This window comes from Actinomycetota bacterium (assembly GCA_030774015.1).
Lineage (GTDB): Bacteria > Actinomycetota > UBA4738 > UBA4738 > JACQTL01 > JALYLZ01.
The window spans coordinates 1-18,403 of record JALYLZ010000103.1 but is presented as its reverse complement, the minus strand read 5'-3'; the positions used below and the strand labels follow the sequence as shown (position 1 = coordinate 18,403).

The window sequence follows — 18,403 nt, the reverse complement described above, 5'->3', positions numbered from 1 at the left end:
CGCTGACGGTGGCCGCCCGCGATGCGAGCAGAGCGGCGGCGGCGCTCGAGGCGCTGGAGGGACTGTCCGTGCGCAGCGCGGCGATCCCCTGGGATGGCGCGCGCGCCGTGCAGGCCGACGTCGTGGTGAACGCCACGCCCGTTACCGACCCGGCGCAGCTCCCGCTTCCGCCGCTCGGGCCGGAGCGTCTGGTGGTGGATCTGTGGTACCGGCCGGCGGTGACCCGGCTGGTGGCGGCGGCCCGCGAGGCGGGCGCGGCCGCGTTCACCGGTCTGGGCCTGCTGGTCCATCAGGCCGCGCTGTCCTTCGAGCTGTGGACCGGCCAGGCGGCGCCGGTGGCCGCCATGTCCGCCGCGGCGCTCGCGGCCCTGGCCGCACCGCCCGCCTGACATTCGCTCAATCGGTCAGCATCGAGTGCCGATGCTCTTCAGCGACCTCAATGGACATCGACTTCACCGCCCTGGCTTCGCGCGTCGCGGCGCGAGCAGAGGTGCTCGGCTGCGTGATCCTGTCCCGGGATGGGCTGGTGATGGGCGCCTTCCCTCCCGGCGGGGAACGAGACGTCACCCCGGCGTGGCTCCGGTTCGCGGCGGTGGGCGACCCCGAGCGAGGGTTCGTCCAGTTCTCGGGCGAGCTGTGGGCCTACGTCCGCCGGGGCCCGTACGCCGCATTCGCGGTGGGGTCCGCGGGGACCCGGGCCGGCATCCTCCTGGACTACCTGGAGCAAGCCCTCCTGGCGGCCGAGGACTCCCGGGACCAGCGGGCCGCCGTTCGGAGGCCCGAGACGGTCGACCTCAACCGGGAGCACTTCGGGAGCATCCTGCCCTCCGAGCGGCCACCCCAACCGGTCGCCGCCTCGCCACCTTGGTCCGGCGTGGCCGCGCCCCCGCAGCCCTCCGGCCCGATCTTCGAGCCGATGCCTTCGGTGCTCCGTGAACCTCCCTCGCCGTCCGAGCCAGTGGAAACGGCGACAGCCGCTGGGTACCTCCCGGGCGTCCCCGAGGAGGCCGCGCCCGCGCCGCCCGCCTTCCCGGCCCCGGAGACCGCGGACGCCGGCGCCACGGCGGAGGGTCCATCCGCCTTCCTCCCTGCTCCCACCGAAGAGGACGACGACGAGGAGCCGTTCGACGATTCCCAGACATCGGTCAACCCCGAGGACATCGACCGGGTCGCGCTGGCCAGGGAGTTCGCGCAGCTTCTACAGGACGGCCCGTTCGGTGTCGAAGATGGACGTATCTAGCCCCAGATCCGGGACATCGAAGGGCCGATCCGCGCGTGAGGAAGAAAACCAAGCAACTCGGTCAGATCCTGATCGACCAGGGCCTCATCACCGATGAGGAATTGGAAGCCGCCCTGGCCGAACAGCAGCGCGTCCCGAAGTCCCTGGGGCGCATCCTCATCGATCTCCGGCTGATCAAGGAGACGGACCTGGTCCGGGCCCTGGCCGAGCAGATCGGCCTCGAGTTCGTGGACCTCTCCGATTACCCGATCGACCCCTCCCGAACGGCGCTTATCCCCGAAGCCGTGGCCAAGCGCTACCGGGCCATTCCCATCGGGGAGCGCGAGGGGCGCCTCCTGGTCGCCATGTCCGATCCGGCGAACGTCTACGCCCTGGACGACATCCGCACGATCACCGGCCGAGAGGTCGAACCTCTGGTCGCGACGTCGGCCGACATCAGCGCCGCCATCCGCAAGTACAGCGCCCTCGACGGGGCGGTCGAACAGCTGGCCCAGGAAGCCTCCGACCAGTCGGACGAGTCGATCAACCTCGACCTTCCCTCGGCCGCCGTGGAGGACGCGCCCATCGTCAAGCTCGTGCACATGCTCCTCACCCGGGCCGTGGGGGAGCGGGCCTCCGACGTCCACATCGAACCGATGGAGCGAGAGGTCCGGATCCGGTTCCGGGTGGACGGCGTCCTGCACGAGGTGATGCGCTCGCCCAAGAACATCCAGGGCGGCCTGATCAGCCGGCTCAAGGTGATGGCGGACATGAACATCGCGGAGAAGCGCGTTCCGCAGGACGGCCGGGTGAGCCTGCGTGTCGGCCAGTCCACGATCGACCTCCGCGTGGCCACCCTGCCCACCGTGTTCGGTGAGAAGGTCGTCATCCGGATCCTGAACAAGGCGTCCGTGCTCCGCCGGCTGGACCAGCTGGGGTTCCTGGACGACGCGTTCAAGCGCTTCGAGGAGTCGTTCCGGAAGCCGTACGGCTGCATCCTGGTCACCGGGCCCACGGGCTCGGGGAAGTCCACCACCCTGTACGCGACCCTGAACCTGATCAACGACGAGGGCCGGAACATCATCACGGTCGAGGACCCGGTGGAGTACCGGCTCCCGGGCGTGAACCAGATCCAGACGAACAACAAGGCCGGGCTCTCGTTCGCCGCGGCGTTGCGGTCCATCCTGCGGTCGGACCCCGACGTCATCCTGGTCGGTGAGATCCGGGACCGCGAGACCGCGCTCATCGCGGTGGAGTCCGCGCTCACCGGACACCTCGTGCTCTCGACGCTGCACACCAACGATGCCCCGTCGGCCGTGAGCCGGCTGCACGAGATCGGGGTGGAGCCCTACCTCGTGGCGTCCGCCCTCGACTGCGTGGTGGCGCAGCGGCTGGCTCGAAAGCTGTGCGACCGCTGCAAGGAGCCGTACACGCCCTCGGAGGCGGAGCTGACCGCAGCCGGGTTCTTCCCCCACGAATGGCAGGACATCTCGGTGCTGCACCGGCGGGTGGGGTGCACCACCTGTTCCCAGACCGGCTACCTGGGCCGGATCGGCCTCTACGAGGTGATGACCGTCACCGAGGACATCGAGCGGCTGACCGTGGAGCGAGCGTCCTCCGACCAGATCCGCCAGGTGGCGCTGGAGCAAGGCATGATCCCGCTTCGTCGAGATGGGCTCATGAAGGTAAAGGTTGGCCTCACAGCGATCGAAGAAGTGTTGAGGGTGGTGGTCTGAGGGACATGGAATCGACAAGCGTTGGCCCGAGAGAGGAACAGCAGGAGCCGGATGTCCCGATTCCGGAGCTCCTCGACATCGTGCTGGAACGGGGAGCCTCCGACCTGCACCTGACGGCGGGATCTCCGCCCGTGATCAGGCTCCAGGGGGACCTGGTCCGGCTGGACGACTACCCGGACCTGAGTCCGCGGGGGCTGCGGGCGATGATCTACGCCATCCTCCCGCAGCGGAAGCGTGAGCGCCTGGAGCAGGACCTGGAGCTGGACACGTCCTACGCCCTGCCCGGCAAGGCCCGGTTCCGGGTGAACGTGTACTTCCAGCGCGACTCCATCGGCGCCGCCTTCCGGCTGATCCCCTTCCAGATCAAGACCATCGAGGAGCTGGGGCTCCCGCCCGTGGTCTCGGAGCTGGCCCGGTTCCCCCGAGGATTCGTGCTCGTCACCGGGCCCACCGGGTCGGGGAAGTCGACGACGCTGGCGGCCCTGGTCGACATCGTGAACAACGAGCGCAAGGCCCACATCATGACCGTGGAGGACCCCATCGAGTTCCTCCACAAGCACAAGAGCTCCATGGTCAACCAGCGCGAGGTGGGATCCGACACCCACGGATTCGCCGAGGCCCTGAAGCACGTCCTCCGGCAGGACCCCGACGTCATCCTGGTCGGGGAGATGCGTGACCTGGAGACGATCCAGACGGCGATCACGGCGGCCGAGACCGGACACCTCGTGTTCGCCACCCTGCACACGCAGGACGCTCCCCAGACCATCGACCGCATCATCGACGTGTTCCCGCCCTACCAGCAGCAACAGGTCCGGGTGCAGCTTTCCACGTCGCTCCAGGCCGTCGTCACCCAGCAGCTCCTCCAGACCGTGGACGGACAGGCGCGGGTGGCGGCCTGCGAGATCCTCATCGCCACGCCGGCGGTCCGGAACCTCATCCGCGAGGGGAAGGTCCACCAGATCTACTCGGTGATGCAGGCGGGAGGACGGTTCGGGATGCGGACCATGGACGCTTCCCTGGCCGACCAGGTCCGGGCCGGGCTGATCACGCATGAGCTGGCCATGGACCGGTGCCACGACCCACAGGAGCTCAGCCGGCTCCTGGGCCCCGTCTCCGGACAGATCGGGCAGGCCGGAGTCTCCGCGGGTTACGTGATGAGCGGGACCATGGGAGGAAACCGTGCCCAGTAGCACCTACGCCTACCGGGTTCGAGACGGCAAGGGCAAGCTGGTGTCGGGATCGCTCGTCGGGGACAACGAGCAGGTGGTGATGTCGAAGCTTCGCGAGATGGGCTACGTGCCCATCTCGGTCTCCGAGAAGAAGGCGGGTCTGAACGTCGAGATCCAGCTGCGACCGGGCCACGTCAAGCCCAAGGAGCTCTCGGTGTTCTCGCGGCAGTTCGCCACGATGGTGAACTCGGGCCTCCCGATCCTGCGGGCCCTGGCCATCCTGTCGGACCAGACCGAGAGCAAGAACCTGGCCAAGGTCATCACCGAGGTTCGGATCGACGTCGAACGAGGCTCCTCGCTGTCGGGGGCGATGGCCAAGCACCCCAAGGCGTTCAACAACCTCTACACCGCGATGATCCGGGCTGGAGAGACCGGCGGCGTGCTGGACTCGGTCCTGCTGCGGCTGGCGGACAACATGGAACGGGAAGTGGAGCTCCGCCAGCGGATCAAGTCGGCCATGACCTACCCGGTCGTGGTGCTGTGCATGGTGACGCTGATCATGATGGCGATGCTGCTGTTCATCGTCCCGCAGTTCAAGAACATCTATGCCACGCTCGGCGGACAGCTCCCGATCCCCACCCGGCTCCTGCTCGGGATCTCCAACCTGGTGCGGACGTACTGGTACATGTGGGTCGTGGCGACGGTCGTCGGGGTGATCCTGTTCCGGCGGTACAAGAAGACCCCGCACGGCAGAGCCCAGCTGGACGCGCTGAAGCTGAAGGTCCCGGTGTTCGGGGGTCTGTTCCACAAGAGCGCCCTGTCCCGGTTCGCGGGAACCCTGTCGATCCTGCTGCGTTCCGGCGTCCCCATCCTCCAGTCCCTGGACATCGTGACGGAGACCGTCAACAACGCGGTCCTCAGCAGGGCCGTAGGCGACATCCAGGGAAGCGTGAAGGAAGGGGAGAGCATCGCCGGGCCGCTTTCCAAGCACGGGGTGTTCCCGCCCATGGTCGTGCAGATGCTGGCGGTGGGGGAGGAGACCGGCGCCGTCGACACGATGCTCGAGAAGGTCGCCCAGTTCTACGACAACGAGGTGGCGGCCACGGTGGACGCGCTGACCTCGCTGATCGAGCCGCTCATGATCGCGGTGATCGGGGGGGCGGTCGGCCTGGCGGTCATCGCCCTGTACCTCCCGATGTTCAACGTGATCAACCTGATCAAATAGCTTCGTCGAGCCAGCCCACGAAGCGGCCCCCAGACCGTGGGGCCGCCTCGCTTGGCGTCTCCAGCCCGCCTTGGGCGGCCGGTCGGCAAGGTGAGTAGGTCGGAAGTCGGTTCCGGAAATCCCCCGGATCGAGGGGTAAAGCCCGAGCCCGGCGTGCCGATGACAGACGTGAAATGGCAGTGCACGAGCAGGCGAGGAGGTGAACAAATGCTGAAGCACTACATGGAGAAGCGTCACGAGGAGGAGGGGTTCACCCTCATCGAGCTCATGGTGGTCGTTCTGATCATCGGCATCCTGATCGCCATCGCTCTACCGACATTCCTCGGGGCGCGGGGTAGGGCCCAGGACAAGGCGGCGCAGTCGAGCGCCCGCAACGCGTTGACCGCGGCCAAGACCTTCTTCACCGACCTGGACGTTTACACGGGCTTCACCGCGGGCGCCACAGGGACGGCTGTTGCGATCGAGCCCTCGTTTACGTGGAACGACGCGGCGACGCCGTCTACTGGTCCCAACATCGTTCAGATCAAGGTGGCGACCGCGAGCACCGTGCTGTTGGTCACACAGAGCCAGAACAACGGAACGTACTTCGGTATCGCTGACCCCGGGAACGGCCCGGTCCAATACTGCAAGGGGGCCACATCCCCTACCACGGTGGCTGGTTGCACCGGTGGCTGGTAAGTGAGTTCAAGCAGTGGACGAACCAGGGGGGCGGTCTAAGGACCGCCCCCTTCGCTGCTCCCGGGAGTTTGCCAGGGGTTAAGCCGCAAGCACGATCAACCCCGAGCGTGATTCAACCGATGTAATGGTCGATGAACCGGGTCAACCATCTGTGGCGTCGTCTCGTTCGATTGGAGCGAGACGAGGCGGGACTGACGCTGACCGAGACGATGATGGCGCTCGGGGTCATGTTCGTCACGCTGTTCTCCCTGGCGTATACCGCCACCATCTCCTACTACGACACGGCCCTGGCCCGCCAGCGACAGTCCGCGACCGGGCTGGCGGACCAGGCCATCGAGCAGATCCGCGCCCTGCCGTTCGACACCGTGAAGAAGGGGCTGAGCAGCAACGACCCAACCGTCGCCACCGACCCCGACATCACGCTGTGCGGTGTGAACAAGTGCTACGGGGGGGAGCGGATCCCGCTCACCGGCTACGCCGCCGGCACCGTCATCAAGCCGCTGGTCAGCCACCAGACCACCAGCAGGGTCGGCCCCACGACGTACACGGTCCTGGTCTACGTGACGTACTGCACCGCGGCGCCCACCTGCTCCACCCAGACCTCGAACACCTTCCGCATCACCACCGTCGTCACCTGGAGCGCCGCCGAGCGGAGGGGCACATCCCATCGCGTCCAGCTCCAGACGATCCTGTACTCGCCGTCCGGCTGCCTGTCCACGGCGACGCACCCGTTCGCCGCTCCCTGCCAGCCGTTCCTGTACGGGAACGCCGCGTCCGGCCAGCAGTCCATCGACATCACCGGCTCGATCCAGAGCCTGTCCTTCGGCCAGGCGGATCTGTGGGTGCCCGCCGAGGCCTCCGACTCCCAGGTCGAGCAGATCGCGACGGTCCAGGGCACGTCGTTCACCTCCGGGGCCTCCATCGACGACGACTCGGTCGGCCAGGCCACCGGATCCTCGGGGGCGGACAACGACCCCGGGACGCCCGGCCAGTTGTACAACGCACAGAACGTGACGGGGCCCGCGGCCAGCACCGTCTCGGTCTCCGGGGGCCAGAACGCCCTCTCGCTCACCTCGAGTGGGGCGGACGGAGCGGCCAGCGTGACCACGGCCGCCGCTGCAGTCGCGCAGAGCCCATCGTGCACCAGTCCGTCTGGCCTGGCCCAGACGGACGGGCTTCCCTGCGGGAGCTCGACCTCCTTCCAGGGCGGCACGCTCTCGGCAACGGTGACCCTGAACAGCACCGGCTCGAACCTCGGAACGGCCACCCTGGCGTCCCTTGCGGCGCCCGTCTCGCCTTCCACCCCGAACCGAGCCTTCACCGACCTCACGCAATCCACCGGGACCGACGGGATGATCCACGCGGAGGCATCCCGGACCCTGGGGACGCTGACCCTGGCCGGCCTGCCATCCGGAGTTCCGAGTGGATCGGTGCCCACCGGATGGGCCGGCTACCTCGTGCGGGTCACCGGGTTCCACGACTCCGTGTCGGCCGAGGCCGGTGTCAACAGCGTCGCTCCGACCCTCAGCGCGAGTGGAACGGTGACGTACTGGAACGGCAGCGGCTACTCGACGCTCACCATCGCGCCGGGAAGCCCGGCCAACATCTCCGTGCCCGCGGTGCACATCGCCTACACGGACACCTCCGGGCCCATCGCCATCGACATCTCCGCCAGCGTGACCACGGGCGGCACGTCGACGAACGACCCCGCCGGGTGCACCAACCCGTGCACGCGCACCCAGTCCTCCGCGGCCTCGGCATCGCCGATCGTGGGAAGCATCACCTACGCGGTGACGTCGGGGGGCGCCCAGATCTGCAACCTGGTCGTGAAGGTCGACCTGGGCACGCTCGCCGCCAAGGGCACCTACTCGGCCGCCCCACAGTCGACATGAAGCTCCGGCTGCACTCGGAGGAGGGGATGACGCTCACCGAGCTCATGGTGGCCGCGGCCGTCCTGGGAGTGGTCCTCGCGATCTTCTTCACGGTGCTGGTCTCGATGCAGACCGCGTTCGGACGGCAGGCGGCCCGGAGCGAGAGCGTGGACCAGGCCCGCCTGGCAGCCGAGGAGCTCGATCGTGAGATCCGCTCCGGCAACGTCCTCTACGATCCCGCAGCCGAGAGCGATCCTCAGGACGGGATCTACCCGGGCATGTCGCTGCGCATCTACACGCAGACGAACGCGGGCTCGCGGAACCCGGGCTTCCGGTGCGTGCAGTGGAGAGTCTTCTCGGACCAGCTCCAGCGACGGGACTGGGCCGTGGCCTGGAGAGAGTCCCCGGAGACCCTGGTCGGCGGCTGGAGGATCGTCGCGGATCACATCCTCAATCGCTCCGTCTCCCCGCAGGTCCCGGCGTTCACACTCGACACGTCGCAGGCCACGTTCGGCAACCGGATCGTGAAGATCGCCATCGTGGCGAACGTGACCGACTCGGCGGCCCAACCGGTCGAGGTCGACGAGTCGATCACGGGACGAAACACCGAGTTCGGCTACCCCAACAGCGTATGCGCCGACATCCCCCCGTACTGAGGAACCGGACATGTTGATGCGAGTGCGCGACGAGGAGCGAGGCGTGGCGATGGTCACCGCCCTGCTGGTGTCGTTCGTCATCTTCATCCTGAGCATCGCCGTGACGACACTCTCGCTGCACAACAGCGGCGCCAGCGCGGCAGACCGCAAGCGGGCCCAGGCCATCGCGTCCGCGGAGGCCGGGCTCGACGCCACGTTCTCCATCCTCCAGGGAACGAGCACCGCGTCGCTACCGTGCACCGGCGATACGCGCCTCCATGGCACGCTCGCCACCACTCCGGCCTCCGAGTACACGGTCACGATGACGTACTACGCGACCTATCCGCCCACCGGGTCGGCCATGTCCTGCCCTCTGTCGTTCAACAAGCGGCCAGCCGGCGCGGTCCTGGTCTCGAAGGGCACGGCCGTGATCGCGGGCTCCGCGGTGGCCGTGTCCCGGACCATGCAGACGGAGGTTCGGCTGGCTCCCCAGTACGGAGCGCTGGCCCAGGCCATCTTCACCAACAACTCGTTCCAGAACCAGAACAACATGACCGTCAACGGCTTCCAGGGCAACGACGCCGACGTCTACGTGGCCCGCGGGATCTGGACGTGCAACAACGGCAGCCAGCTCCACGGCAGCGTGATCGTGGCGGACCTGACCTCCGGACAGGGGACCGCGTCGATGGCCAGCTCGTGCACCGTCTATCAGGACGTGTGGGCGAACTCCTCGGCCACCATGTCGAACTCGGCCGTGGTCGGGCACGACATCACGTCATCACTGTCCACGATCACGATGAACAACAACACGAGGGTGAACAACAGCGCCCGGTCGGGCGGCGCGTGCACGGGGTGCTCGGGGAAGGTGGGGGGCTCCATCGCCCCCAACAGCATGTCCCCCTCACCCCCGCAGCTTGCCTTCCCCCAGGTGGAGTACGACCAGGTGGCATGGCAGTCGTCACCGTTCAACTACCAGATCCAGACGTTCTCGGACTGCGCCGCCGCCAACACCGCGATCAGCGCGGGGTGGACCAGCCAGACGGTGGCCAGGATCACCCCCCAATGCGCCCTCCAGTGGACCAACAACACCACCATCAACGTTCGAAACAACCTGGCCATCATCACGGATGGCTCGATCACCACCATCAACCAGGCGAACTTCGTGGCCGACGGCGGGCCGTGGACCCTGTACTTCATCGTCCCGTGGAGCTCGGCCACCGTGGGTGGCGTCCCGAGCTGCTCCGGGGGCGTCCACGACATCTCCTTCTCCAACAAGACGTCGTTCAGCAACCTCAAGGTGTTCACCTACTCGCCCTGTGCCATCACGTACAGCAACAACGACGACGGCCTGGGCGGGCAGATCATCGGGGGGACCGTGAACATCACGAACCTGTACACGCTGAACTACCTTCCGTTCCAGCTGGCGACGGCCGCCACGGTCGACGGGTACGACATCGACATCGCGTACCTCCGGGAGATCGTCAACCAGTAGGCGGCCTGCGCGGCCTCCGGGAGCTCGGGCCGTTCGGCCTAGGCCAGACGGACGCGGATCCCGGGAGAAGCGTAGACGTTTGGGCAGCCGTCCTTGGTCTTTCGATGCTCAATCACGCTCCTGCCCCGACCGATATCGGGATAGATGGACTCGGGAGGTGTCTTCATTCGCACTCGCTCCGCCCTGCACTCCGATGAGGGCGGCTTCCTGATCGTCGAAACCATGGTGGCGTTGGGGGTCATCTTCATCGCGCTCATGGTCCTGGCGTACACGGTGCTCTCGGGGTTTCGGGACTCGGCCACGGCCCGCCAGCGCCAGGTCGCCAACGCCCTCACCAGCAAGCTCATCGAGGAGGTCCGGGGGCTTCCGTACGCCAACGCGACGGCCGGCCTGTCGGACTCCGACCTGTCCGGCGATCCCAACATCGTGTCCTGCTCGGGGGAGTATCACTTCCAGTCCTGCTCGGGGGAGAAGATCGCCCACACGTCCGGCCTTCCGACGACCGTCCCGCTCGTCCCGCACGTCAGCACGATCGGACCGCCCAACTACACGACGACCTACACCGCGAAGGTGTACCTGACCAAGCTGGCCAGCTCGAACGCGTACCGGATCACGGTGCTCGTGAGCTGGACGTCCGCCGCCCGCGCCGCGTCCATGCAGACCCAGACCCTGCTGTACCAGCCGGGGAGCGGCGCGGACGACTCGACGTACGTGGCGGGAGCCCACTCGGAGTTCCTGTACGGGAACGGGACCCTTTCCCAGGGGTCCATCAGGGCCGTCCCGAACGCTGCCGGCATCCAGTACATCAGCCCGTGGGACTACCTGTCGATCGACCTCCCCGGGTTGATCGGCAACCTCCAGTCCGAGCAGCTCACCAAGGTGGACGCGTCGGCCCAGCAGATCGGCGGATCGATGTCGGTGGGCGGGACCGTGACGATCGCAAGCGAGCTCTCGGCGTCCACACTGGTGGACGACGACCCGACCACAGCCGGCGCCACGACCTACGGGACGGCGAGCACCGGCGCCCAGGGCGGGCTCGGGCCCCCGTCGATCTCCCTGTCGGGAGGGGCCACCAACGGGAACGACATCCATGTCGTTGGTGGGGACTACGGGAATACGAACACCCTGTCCGGAGGGGCTGCCGCGACCACATCCGCCAGTCCCACCAACCCGTGCAACGGGCAGCTGGACAGCCAGCCCTGCGGCTACTCGTACATCCAGGCCGACCGCACGTCCGGGACCAGCTATGCGGCGACCATGGACCTCCAGGACTCAGGCGTGACGACTAACGGCAGCAACACGTGCAAGCTCGCCGACATCGTGGTCGACGGTCAGGCCAACGCCACCAGCTACAAGAGCAGTGTGTACCAGCGCATCCGGCAGAACGGGTCGAATCGCATCATCAACGAGACGGTCACGCGCGGGATCGGCGACGTCCATCTCGTCACCGGGCTCTGTGGAGGCTCCGCCGGGAGCGGGTGGTCCAACCAATGCGGATGGGCCTGCCTGATCATGTCGGGCACCGCGTGGAGGGCCTCGGCGGAGGCCGGGGTGGGAGCGGTGGCCCCGAGCGTGACCGTCCCGACGGCGACGCTCAAGCTCTGGAATGGCTCAGGCTACAACCAGAGCACGCTCAACCCGGGGGCCACAGGCCAGGACATCATCGAGTACGACCCCGGGAACAAGAGCTGCTCCGGAAGCCTGTGCCTGGCCGAGATCCACAGCGGGTGCACGGTCGTCGGCTCGATCGGCTTCAAGGTGGACGTCACGGGCAATCTTCGGGTCGACGGCGACTACACCTCGCAGACGACCGGCACGGGCTTGATCACGGAAGCCTGGGCCCGGGTCGGCTCGCCCCTGTCCGGGACGGTGGACTTCTCGGTCACGAAGTGGAACAACACCACCTGCGGGCAGTCCAAGACGACGGTAGCGGACATCACCATGAGCGTGGACCTGGGGTCCCTCGTGGCCCACGCGATCTACAAGCCCGCGGCATGAGCGGCGCTGGTTTTGATCGGGGCCTCCGGCGCCGGGCCCGGGGCGAAAGCGGCATGACCCTGCCCGAGGTGATGGTCGCCATGTCGCTCATGGTCGCGGTCTCGGTGATCTTCCTGGTCGTGCTCCAGTCGGTGCAGAGCGGCATCGTGCGCGAGCAGGCACGGAGCACAACCAACGACCAGGCCCGACTGGCCATCGAGGAGATCGACCGGGAGGTCCGATCCGGCGACGTCCTGTACGACCCCGCCACGGAACCTTCCCCCACCTCGCCCTACTACGGCCTGCGGGTCTACACGGAGACGAACGCCGCGACCCGCGGGTCGGTGATGTGCGAGCAGTGGCGCATCGTCAACACCCAGCTGAAGGTCCGGCGCTGGCCCTCCGCCACCCCGTCAGCTGCCACAGCATGGCGGACGGTGGCGGACAGCATCGTGAACGTCAGCCAGGGCGTGCACGCGTTCGAGCTCGATCCATCGAGCACCAGCGGTGGACGGATCCTGAACGTCACGCTGCTCATCAACTCGAAGCCGAACGACCCGACGTCCAAGACGATCCGGCTCGACGACTCAGTGGCAATCCGAAACCAGGTCACCGGGACCAATCCATGCGGGACGGTCCCGGCAGGATGACCGTGCGGGATGGAGGCATCGTGATCAGGTTCAGACGAGAGGACGGGTTCGCCATGGTGACGGCGCTCCTCGTTTCGTTCGTGGTGGCCATGATCGTGCTGGTGGCGATCCAGACCGCCCTCCACAACAGCCAGCAGAGCGGCTACGACCGGCGCCGGGTCCAGGCCCTGGAAGCGTCGGAGGCCGGGCTCAACTACTACTACTCGCTGCTCTCGTCGACGCCGTACGCCTCCTACCCCTGCTCGCCGGTCAGCCAGACGCTCAGCTCCGTCCCGTCCACGACGTACTCGGTCACCGCCACCTTCTACAACGCGAGCGGAGCAACCCTGGCCTGCCCGCTGCTGCAGTCTCCCGACTCCGTGCTGCTTCGATCCGTGGGGAAGATGACGGCGCTCGCCAACCCCACCCGGACCATGGAGTCGAAGGTGAGCCTGTCGATCACGACGACGGGGTCGTTCCCCGGTGGAGCCATCTACGGCTACAGCAGCATCCACATGAACTCGAACAGCACGGTGCTGGGTGGCAAGTACAACGACGCGGACATCTACACGAACGGCGACATGAACCTGAACAGCAACAACACCATCTACGGGAACCTCTACGCCCTCGGCAACGTGAACATGACCAGCAAGAGCGAGGTGAAGCGAGACCTGTGGGCGTACGGGTCGGTGGCCATGAACTCGAGCGCCACGGTCCGGGGGAACGTGACGTCCTCCACCTCTTCCATCTCACTCACCAGCGCGGCGCACATCTACGGGAACGCGAAAGCGGGGACCTCGGTCAGCGCTGCCTCCGGGGCCATCGGCGGTACGCGGACGCAGTACCTCACGTCTCCAGCCCCTCCGCTCCCGACCTATCCGAGCTTCACCTTCGTGTCCTCGGACTGGACGAATGCCGGATACACGAACCAGCAGACCTGGTCCGGCGTATCGTGCACCAACGCGGCGAACTACCTCCAGAGCAACTGGACCAGCGGCAACCTGCTGATGAGGCTGACGTCGATGGGTAGCAGCCCGTGCACGCTGAATCCCCCGACGAAGACCCTCCCCGGCAACCTCGCCATCGTCACGGACGGGCCGGTGACGTTCCTGCCCAGCACGCGGTGGAGCGCCACAGGGGGTCCCTACAACGTGTCCATCTTCGCGGGCCTCGGGGCTGTCCCCGGATACTGCAACTTCACCACCACCATCAACAGCGGGATCGGGGCCAATCTGAACGCCCTGATCTACGTGCCGAAGTCGGACACCCTGGGGAATCCCTGTGCCATCACCCTGAACTCCAACAGCTCGCTCGCCTCCGGCCAGCTCTACGGCGGCTCGGTCACGATGAACTCGAACTCGACGTTCGCCTACAAGCAGATCGCCGTCCCCGGGGCCTCCACCTCGGGATTCGGCGAGACCATCGTGTACGAGCGCGAGGTGACGTGAGCCCCGGGTAGGCTCTCCCGCCAGTGGTCGTCGCCCTGTTCGCCATCCTCGGCCTCCTCGTCGGCTCCTTCCTGACCGTGGTGGTCCATCGCGTTCCCGCCCGGCAGTCCATCGTCGCTCCACGCTCGAGATGCCCGCGATGCGGGGCGCAGCTGCGTGCGGTCGACAACGTCCCGGTGCTGTCCTACGTGATCCTTCGAGGGAAATGCAGGAATTGTGGCCTGGCCATCTCCCCGATCTACCCCCTGATCGAGGTGGCCACGGCCGGCCTGTTCGTGGGTGCCGCCGTGGCCTTCCACCGGCCCCTGGTACAGGCCATGGTGGCGGCCTTCCTGGCCGTCGTCCTCGCGCTCGGCATCATCGACGTCCAGCACCGCGTCATCCCCAACCGGATCACCTATCCGGCCGTGGTGGCGTTCGCCGTCCTGATCGGGGTGGGTGACGCGGCGGGCGGGGGAGTGGACGCGGTTCGGGCCGCCATCGGCATGGGGGCATACGGCGGTGGACTGCTCCTCGTCGCGCTCGTCTCGCCGAAGGGGATGGGCATGGGGGACGTGAAGCTCGGGGCCCTGATCGGACTCGTGCTTGGCTCGCTTGCGCTGTCGCGGGTGGCCGTCGCGGCCGGAGCGGCCATCCTGGCGGGAGGGGTGGGGGCGGTGGTCGCTCTCGCGGCCGGCGGGAGCCGCAAACAGGCCCTCCCGTTCGGCCCGTACCTGGCATTGGGCGCCGTCGTGGCCGCGTTCGCCGGCCCGCAGATCGCGCACGCCTACCTCCGCCTGTTCCCGTAGCGCTCCCGACCGTCCCCCGAACGGCTGATGCTCCTGATCACTTATGAGCATTTTGCTAATTACAGCTATGTAATTTAGCCTAGAGTGCCGATAGTGGCCTGTCGGGATGTTTGACGACTGATGTTGCGGATGTTACTTTCCGGGCCCCCCGAACGGAGAGAGCAGGAAGGGAGGCACGGGGCACGTGTTGAAACTGTGGAAGTTGTGGCAGATGTTGAAGTTGTGGAGGATGTGACATGGGCAAGAGGCGGCCGTTCGTGGGGGATCGCCTGCTCACTGTCGGCGAGGTGGCGGGGACCATGCGGGTCTCGAACATGACCGTGTATCGCCTCATCAAGAGCGGACAGCTTGCGGCGATCCGAGTCGGCAAGAACTACCGGATCCGGGAGTCGGACGTGAATCGTTACCTCTCGGATCGATCGGTGAAGGTCGAAGGCGAGGGCTAGGTGGCCAGGACTCGGATCGGGCTGGACATCGGCTCGACGGCCGCTCGGGCCGCCGAGATCAACTCCTCATCGGACCCGCCCTCGCTGGTGCGAGCGGCGCAGGTGCCCATGCAGCCGGGCGCCGTCGAGAACGGCGAGATCAAGGACCCGCAGGCCGTGACGGAGGCGCTCAAGGAGCTGTGGCGTCGCGGCGGGTTCAAGGGCCGGCAGGTGTACATGGGCGTGGGGAACCAGCGGGTGGTGGTTCGCGAGGTGGCCCTGCCGTGGCTTCCCCTCAAGGAGCTTCGGGAGGCCCTCCCCTACCACGTGCAGGAATTCATCCCCATCGCGGTGGAGGACGCGGTGCTGGACTTCGACCCTCTGGACGAGTTCGAGCAGGAGGGGCGCCGGATGCTCCGGGTGCTCCTGGTGGCCGCGCAGAAGGCCATGGTGAACGCGCTCGTCCAGACGGCCGAAGCCGCTCGGCTGGAGCCCGTCGGGATCGACCTGACTCCCTTCGCCCTGATCCGGGCGGTGGGAGAGCCGGACGGCGGGCCGGTGCTGGGCGAGCCCGGCGACGAGGCCGTGATCGACGTCGGCGCCGACGTCACCAGCATCTGCGTGCACGAGCGTTCGGTGCCCCGGTTCGTCCGGATCCTTCCGTCTGGCGGAAACGACATCACCCTGGCGGTGTCCCGGGCCCTGGCCGTGCCGGAGGACGTCGCCGAGCGCCTGAAGCGCGGCGAGGCCGTGGAGGGCAGCCCGAGCGTTGAGGACGCCGTGCGCGTCGCCGCCGGGCGGGCGGTCAGCTTCGTGGACGAGATCCGTTCCTCCCTCGAGTTCTACACGGCCCAGAGCCCCGGCTCGAAGGTGGCCCGGCTCACCGTGACCGGTGGCGGGTCCAAGCTTCAGGGCTTCCTTCCGCTGCTGGGGCAGCGCATGTCGGCCCCGGTCGATCGCGGTCACCCGTTCGGACGGGTCCGGCCGGACCTCGAACTGTCCGAGAGCGCCCTGGCCGAGGCCGAGCCCCTGCTCGCCGTGGCCGTCGGCCTGGCCCTTCCCGGAGGCCGCTGATGACGCGGGTCAACCTCCTTCCCCCCGAGTACCGCGAGCGCGCCAAGACGCGCCGCCAGACCGTCATGGCGGCGGTCGCCGGCGCGGCGGTCGTGGCCATCATCGTGTTCGCCTGGGTGCTCCAGGGATTCACCGAGTCCCGGCTGAACCGCGACCTGGCCGCGCAGGACGCGACCAACGCGCAGCTCCAGCAGCAGGTGAACGAGCTTCAGCACTTCGCCACGCAGCGGACCGAGCTCCAGAACCAGGAGACCCTCCTGGCCCAGGCTCTGGCCAACACGGTGTCGTGGTCGGGCGTCCTGCACGATCTCTCGCTCGTCATCCCGGACCGGGCATGGATCACCAGCGTCACGGGGTCCATCTCGGCTACCGGCGCCGCGACGGAGCCCGGCGTGGTCCCGGCGCCCCAGCCGGTCACCGGACCTGCCCTCATCGGCACGATCCAGTTCCAGGGGCAGGCCCTCGACACGGAGACCCTGGCCCTGTGGCTGACCCGTCTCGAGCAGGTCAAGGGATGGGTGAACGCCTGGATCTCGCAGGCCAGCGAGGGCACCGTCGGGACCACCCCGGTGTTCCAGTTCGCGTCCTCGATCGACCTCACCTCGAAGGTGGCCATTCCGGGAGGGCAGCTGTGAACCGCCGGGCGCCGCTGTTCGCGGGCATCGCCGCGGGGGTCATCGCCCTGCTCACCCTGGTCGTCCTCCTGCTTCCCAAGATCTCCCAGGTGCACAAGCGGCAGGCCGAGCTCACCCAGGCCCAGCAGCAGCAGCAGACGCTCCAGGCGCAGGTCGGACAGCTCCAGCAGGCCCGTCGAGAGGCGAAGCAGGTGAAGGCCCAGCTGGAGCAGCTGCAGACCGAGATCCCGCCCACCGCGGACCTGCCGTCGATGATCCGCTTGCTCCAGGGTGCCGCGAGCGCCGCCGCCGTGGACTTCATGTCGGTGTCGCCGGGGCAGCCGGTCGCGCCCACGACCGGGAGCGGCGTGTCCACGATCCCGACCGCGATCCAGGTGTCCGGCTCGTTCTTCTCGGTGGAGGAGTTCCTGTTCAGGCTGGAACAGCTTCCCCGAGCCGTGAAGGTGGTCCAGATCGCCATCAGCTCCTCGGGCGGAGCCACCAGCTCCACGCCGACCGGCACCACGACCCCCCAGGAGCTGGCCCTGTCCATCACGGCGGAGGTGTACACGACCGACGCGAGCGCGGGCCCGGGCTCCATTCCCGGTCCGACGGCCGGCGTGTCCACCGGGATCGTCCCGGCCCCCGTCCCGAGCACCTCGCCCGGAGCGTCCCCGTCCCCGACCAGCGCGGCCCCGACTGGAGCGTGACCGAGGATGCCCATGTCCCCCCGCGATCGACGTGCAGTGATCATCTTCGGCGTGGTGGCAGTGGTGGCGCTGGCCGCCTACTTCCTGCTGCTGAAGAAGAGCTCCGGCCCCACGGAAGCCCTGCCCACGCCGACCCAGACCTCGACCGCGGCACCCACCCCGGTGCCGTCGGTCACCACCTCACCAACGCCCCGCTCAACCACCCCGCCGCCGGTGGTCGTCGGGGGACGAGACCCGTTCTCGCCCCTCGTCGCGCAAGCCACCGGCGGTGGGGGCGGCCCCACCGGGCCGACGGGGCCGACCATCCCACCGACGAGCGTGCCGCCGACGTCGGTGCCGCCGACCTCACCGTCGGTGTCGCCGCCGGCCTCGCCTCCGCCCACGCCGGTCGGAGGGACCACCATTGTGGTGGGCGGGCACACGATCACCCTCATCGACATCTTCCACAAGAACGGCGTGAAGTACGCCCAGGTGTCCGTGGACGGCACCGTCTACACGGTGAAGCAGGGCGACACGTTCGACGGCAACTTCAAGCTGGTCGACCCGGCGGACGGGTGCGCGACGTTCCTGTTCGGTGACCAGCAGTTCATGCTCTGCCAGAACCCGCAGAAGTAGATCCCGGCGCTCCGCGACTTGGGGGGAGCGGTCGCCGGTTCGGGGGGCGGTCCATCGGGCCGCCCCCTGTCACTCCCGGCCGGGGAGCGGCTCGAGGG

18 protein-coding genes are annotated in these 18,403 nt (G+C 67.9%); all 18 read left to right on the top strand.

The window, feature by feature from the left end; translation table 11 throughout:
• Positions 1-389 (top strand): shikimate dehydrogenase (aroE, locus tag M3Q23_10320; protein ID MDP9342466.1); only part of this gene is annotated, 389 nt, incomplete at its 5' end.
• Positions 390-439: 50 nt separating this feature from the next.
• Positions 440-1,240, top strand: coding sequence for a hypothetical protein (locus tag M3Q23_10315; protein ID MDP9342465.1), 801 nt, complete (start codon positions 440-442; stop codon positions 1,238-1,240).
• A 35-nt stretch (positions 1,241-1,275) separates the two neighbouring features.
• Positions 1,276-2,955: a Flp pilus assembly complex ATPase component TadA gene (gene tadA / locus M3Q23_10310; GenBank protein MDP9342464.1), complete on the top strand. Its 1,680-nt coding sequence runs from the start codon at positions 1,276-1,278 to the stop codon at positions 2,953-2,955.
• A gap of 5 nt (positions 2,956-2,960) precedes the next feature.
• Positions 2,961-4,145, top strand: coding sequence for a type IV pilus twitching motility protein PilT (locus tag M3Q23_10305; protein MDP9342463.1), 1,185 nt, complete (start codon positions 2,961-2,963; stop codon positions 4,143-4,145).
• Positions 4,135-5,349 carry a type II secretion system F family protein gene (locus M3Q23_10300; protein ID MDP9342462.1) on the top strand — a complete coding sequence of 405 codons (1,215 nt, stop codon included), beginning with the start codon at positions 4,135-4,137 and terminating at the stop codon, positions 5,347-5,349. The genes M3Q23_10305 and M3Q23_10300 overlap by 11 nt, the downstream gene beginning before the upstream one ends.
• A 207-nt stretch (positions 5,350-5,556) precedes the next feature.
• Positions 5,557-6,027 (top strand): type II secretion system GspH family protein, encoded by a 471-nt coding sequence (locus tag M3Q23_10295; GenBank protein ID MDP9342461.1) that lies wholly within the window; start codon positions 5,557-5,559, stop codon positions 6,025-6,027.
• Between the two features lie 170 nt (positions 6,028-6,197).
• Positions 6,198-7,919, top strand: coding sequence for a hypothetical protein (locus M3Q23_10290; protein ID MDP9342460.1), 1,722 nt, complete (start codon positions 6,198-6,200; stop codon positions 7,917-7,919).
• Positions 7,916-8,554 carry a type II secretion system GspH family protein gene (locus tag M3Q23_10285; GenBank protein ID MDP9342459.1) on the top strand — a complete coding sequence of 213 codons (639 nt, stop codon included), beginning with the start codon at positions 7,916-7,918 and terminating at the stop codon, positions 8,552-8,554. Before M3Q23_10290 ends, M3Q23_10285 begins: the two co-directional genes overlap by 4 nt.
• 16 nt (positions 8,555-8,570) lie before the next feature.
• Positions 8,571-10,025 (top strand): pilus assembly PilX N-terminal domain-containing protein, encoded by a 1,455-nt coding sequence (locus M3Q23_10280; protein ID MDP9342458.1) that lies wholly within the window; start codon positions 8,571-8,573, stop codon positions 10,023-10,025.
• Positions 10,026-10,169: 144 nt separating this feature from the next.
• Complete coding sequence (locus tag M3Q23_10275; GenBank protein ID MDP9342457.1) at positions 10,170-12,023, top strand: hypothetical protein; 1,854 nt, start codon at positions 10,170-10,172, stop codon at positions 12,021-12,023.
• Positions 12,020-12,652, top strand: coding sequence for a type II secretion system GspH family protein (locus M3Q23_10270; protein ID MDP9342456.1), 633 nt, complete (start codon positions 12,020-12,022; stop codon positions 12,650-12,652). Before M3Q23_10275 ends, M3Q23_10270 begins: the two co-directional genes overlap by 4 nt.
• A 20-nt stretch (positions 12,653-12,672) precedes the next feature.
• Entirely contained in the window at positions 12,673-14,079 is a 1,407-nt protein-coding gene (locus M3Q23_10265; GenBank protein MDP9342455.1) for a hypothetical protein, read from the top strand.
• A 23-nt stretch (positions 14,080-14,102) separates the two neighbouring features.
• Complete coding sequence (locus tag M3Q23_10260) at positions 14,103-14,867, top strand: prepilin peptidase (GenBank protein MDP9342454.1); 765 nt, start codon at positions 14,103-14,105, stop codon at positions 14,865-14,867.
• A gap of 236 nt (positions 14,868-15,103) precedes the next feature.
• Complete coding sequence (locus tag M3Q23_10255; protein MDP9342453.1) at positions 15,104-15,313, top strand: helix-turn-helix domain-containing protein; 210 nt, start codon at positions 15,104-15,106, stop codon at positions 15,311-15,313.
• A complete protein-coding gene (pilM, locus tag M3Q23_10250) occupies positions 15,314-16,366 on the top strand; it encodes a type IV pilus assembly protein PilM (GenBank protein ID MDP9342452.1) in 1,053 nt (350 codons plus the stop codon).
• The gene (locus M3Q23_10245; GenBank protein MDP9342451.1) at positions 16,366-17,001 is read left to right on the top strand and encodes a PilN domain-containing protein; all 636 of its coding nucleotides are present in this window, start codon (positions 16,366-16,368) and stop codon (positions 16,999-17,001) included. Before pilM ends, M3Q23_10245 begins: the two co-directional genes overlap by 1 nt.
• Positions 16,998-17,690, top strand: coding sequence for a type 4a pilus biogenesis protein PilO (locus tag M3Q23_10240; GenBank protein ID MDP9342450.1), 693 nt, complete (start codon positions 16,998-17,000; stop codon positions 17,688-17,690). The genes M3Q23_10245 and M3Q23_10240 overlap by 4 nt, the downstream gene beginning before the upstream one ends.
• Before the next feature lie 36 nt (positions 17,691-17,726).
• Positions 17,727-18,305, top strand: a complete 579-nt coding sequence (locus M3Q23_10235; protein ID MDP9342449.1) for a hypothetical protein — start codon at positions 17,727-17,729, stop codon at positions 18,303-18,305.
• Positions 18,306-18,403: the final 98 nt, after the last annotated feature.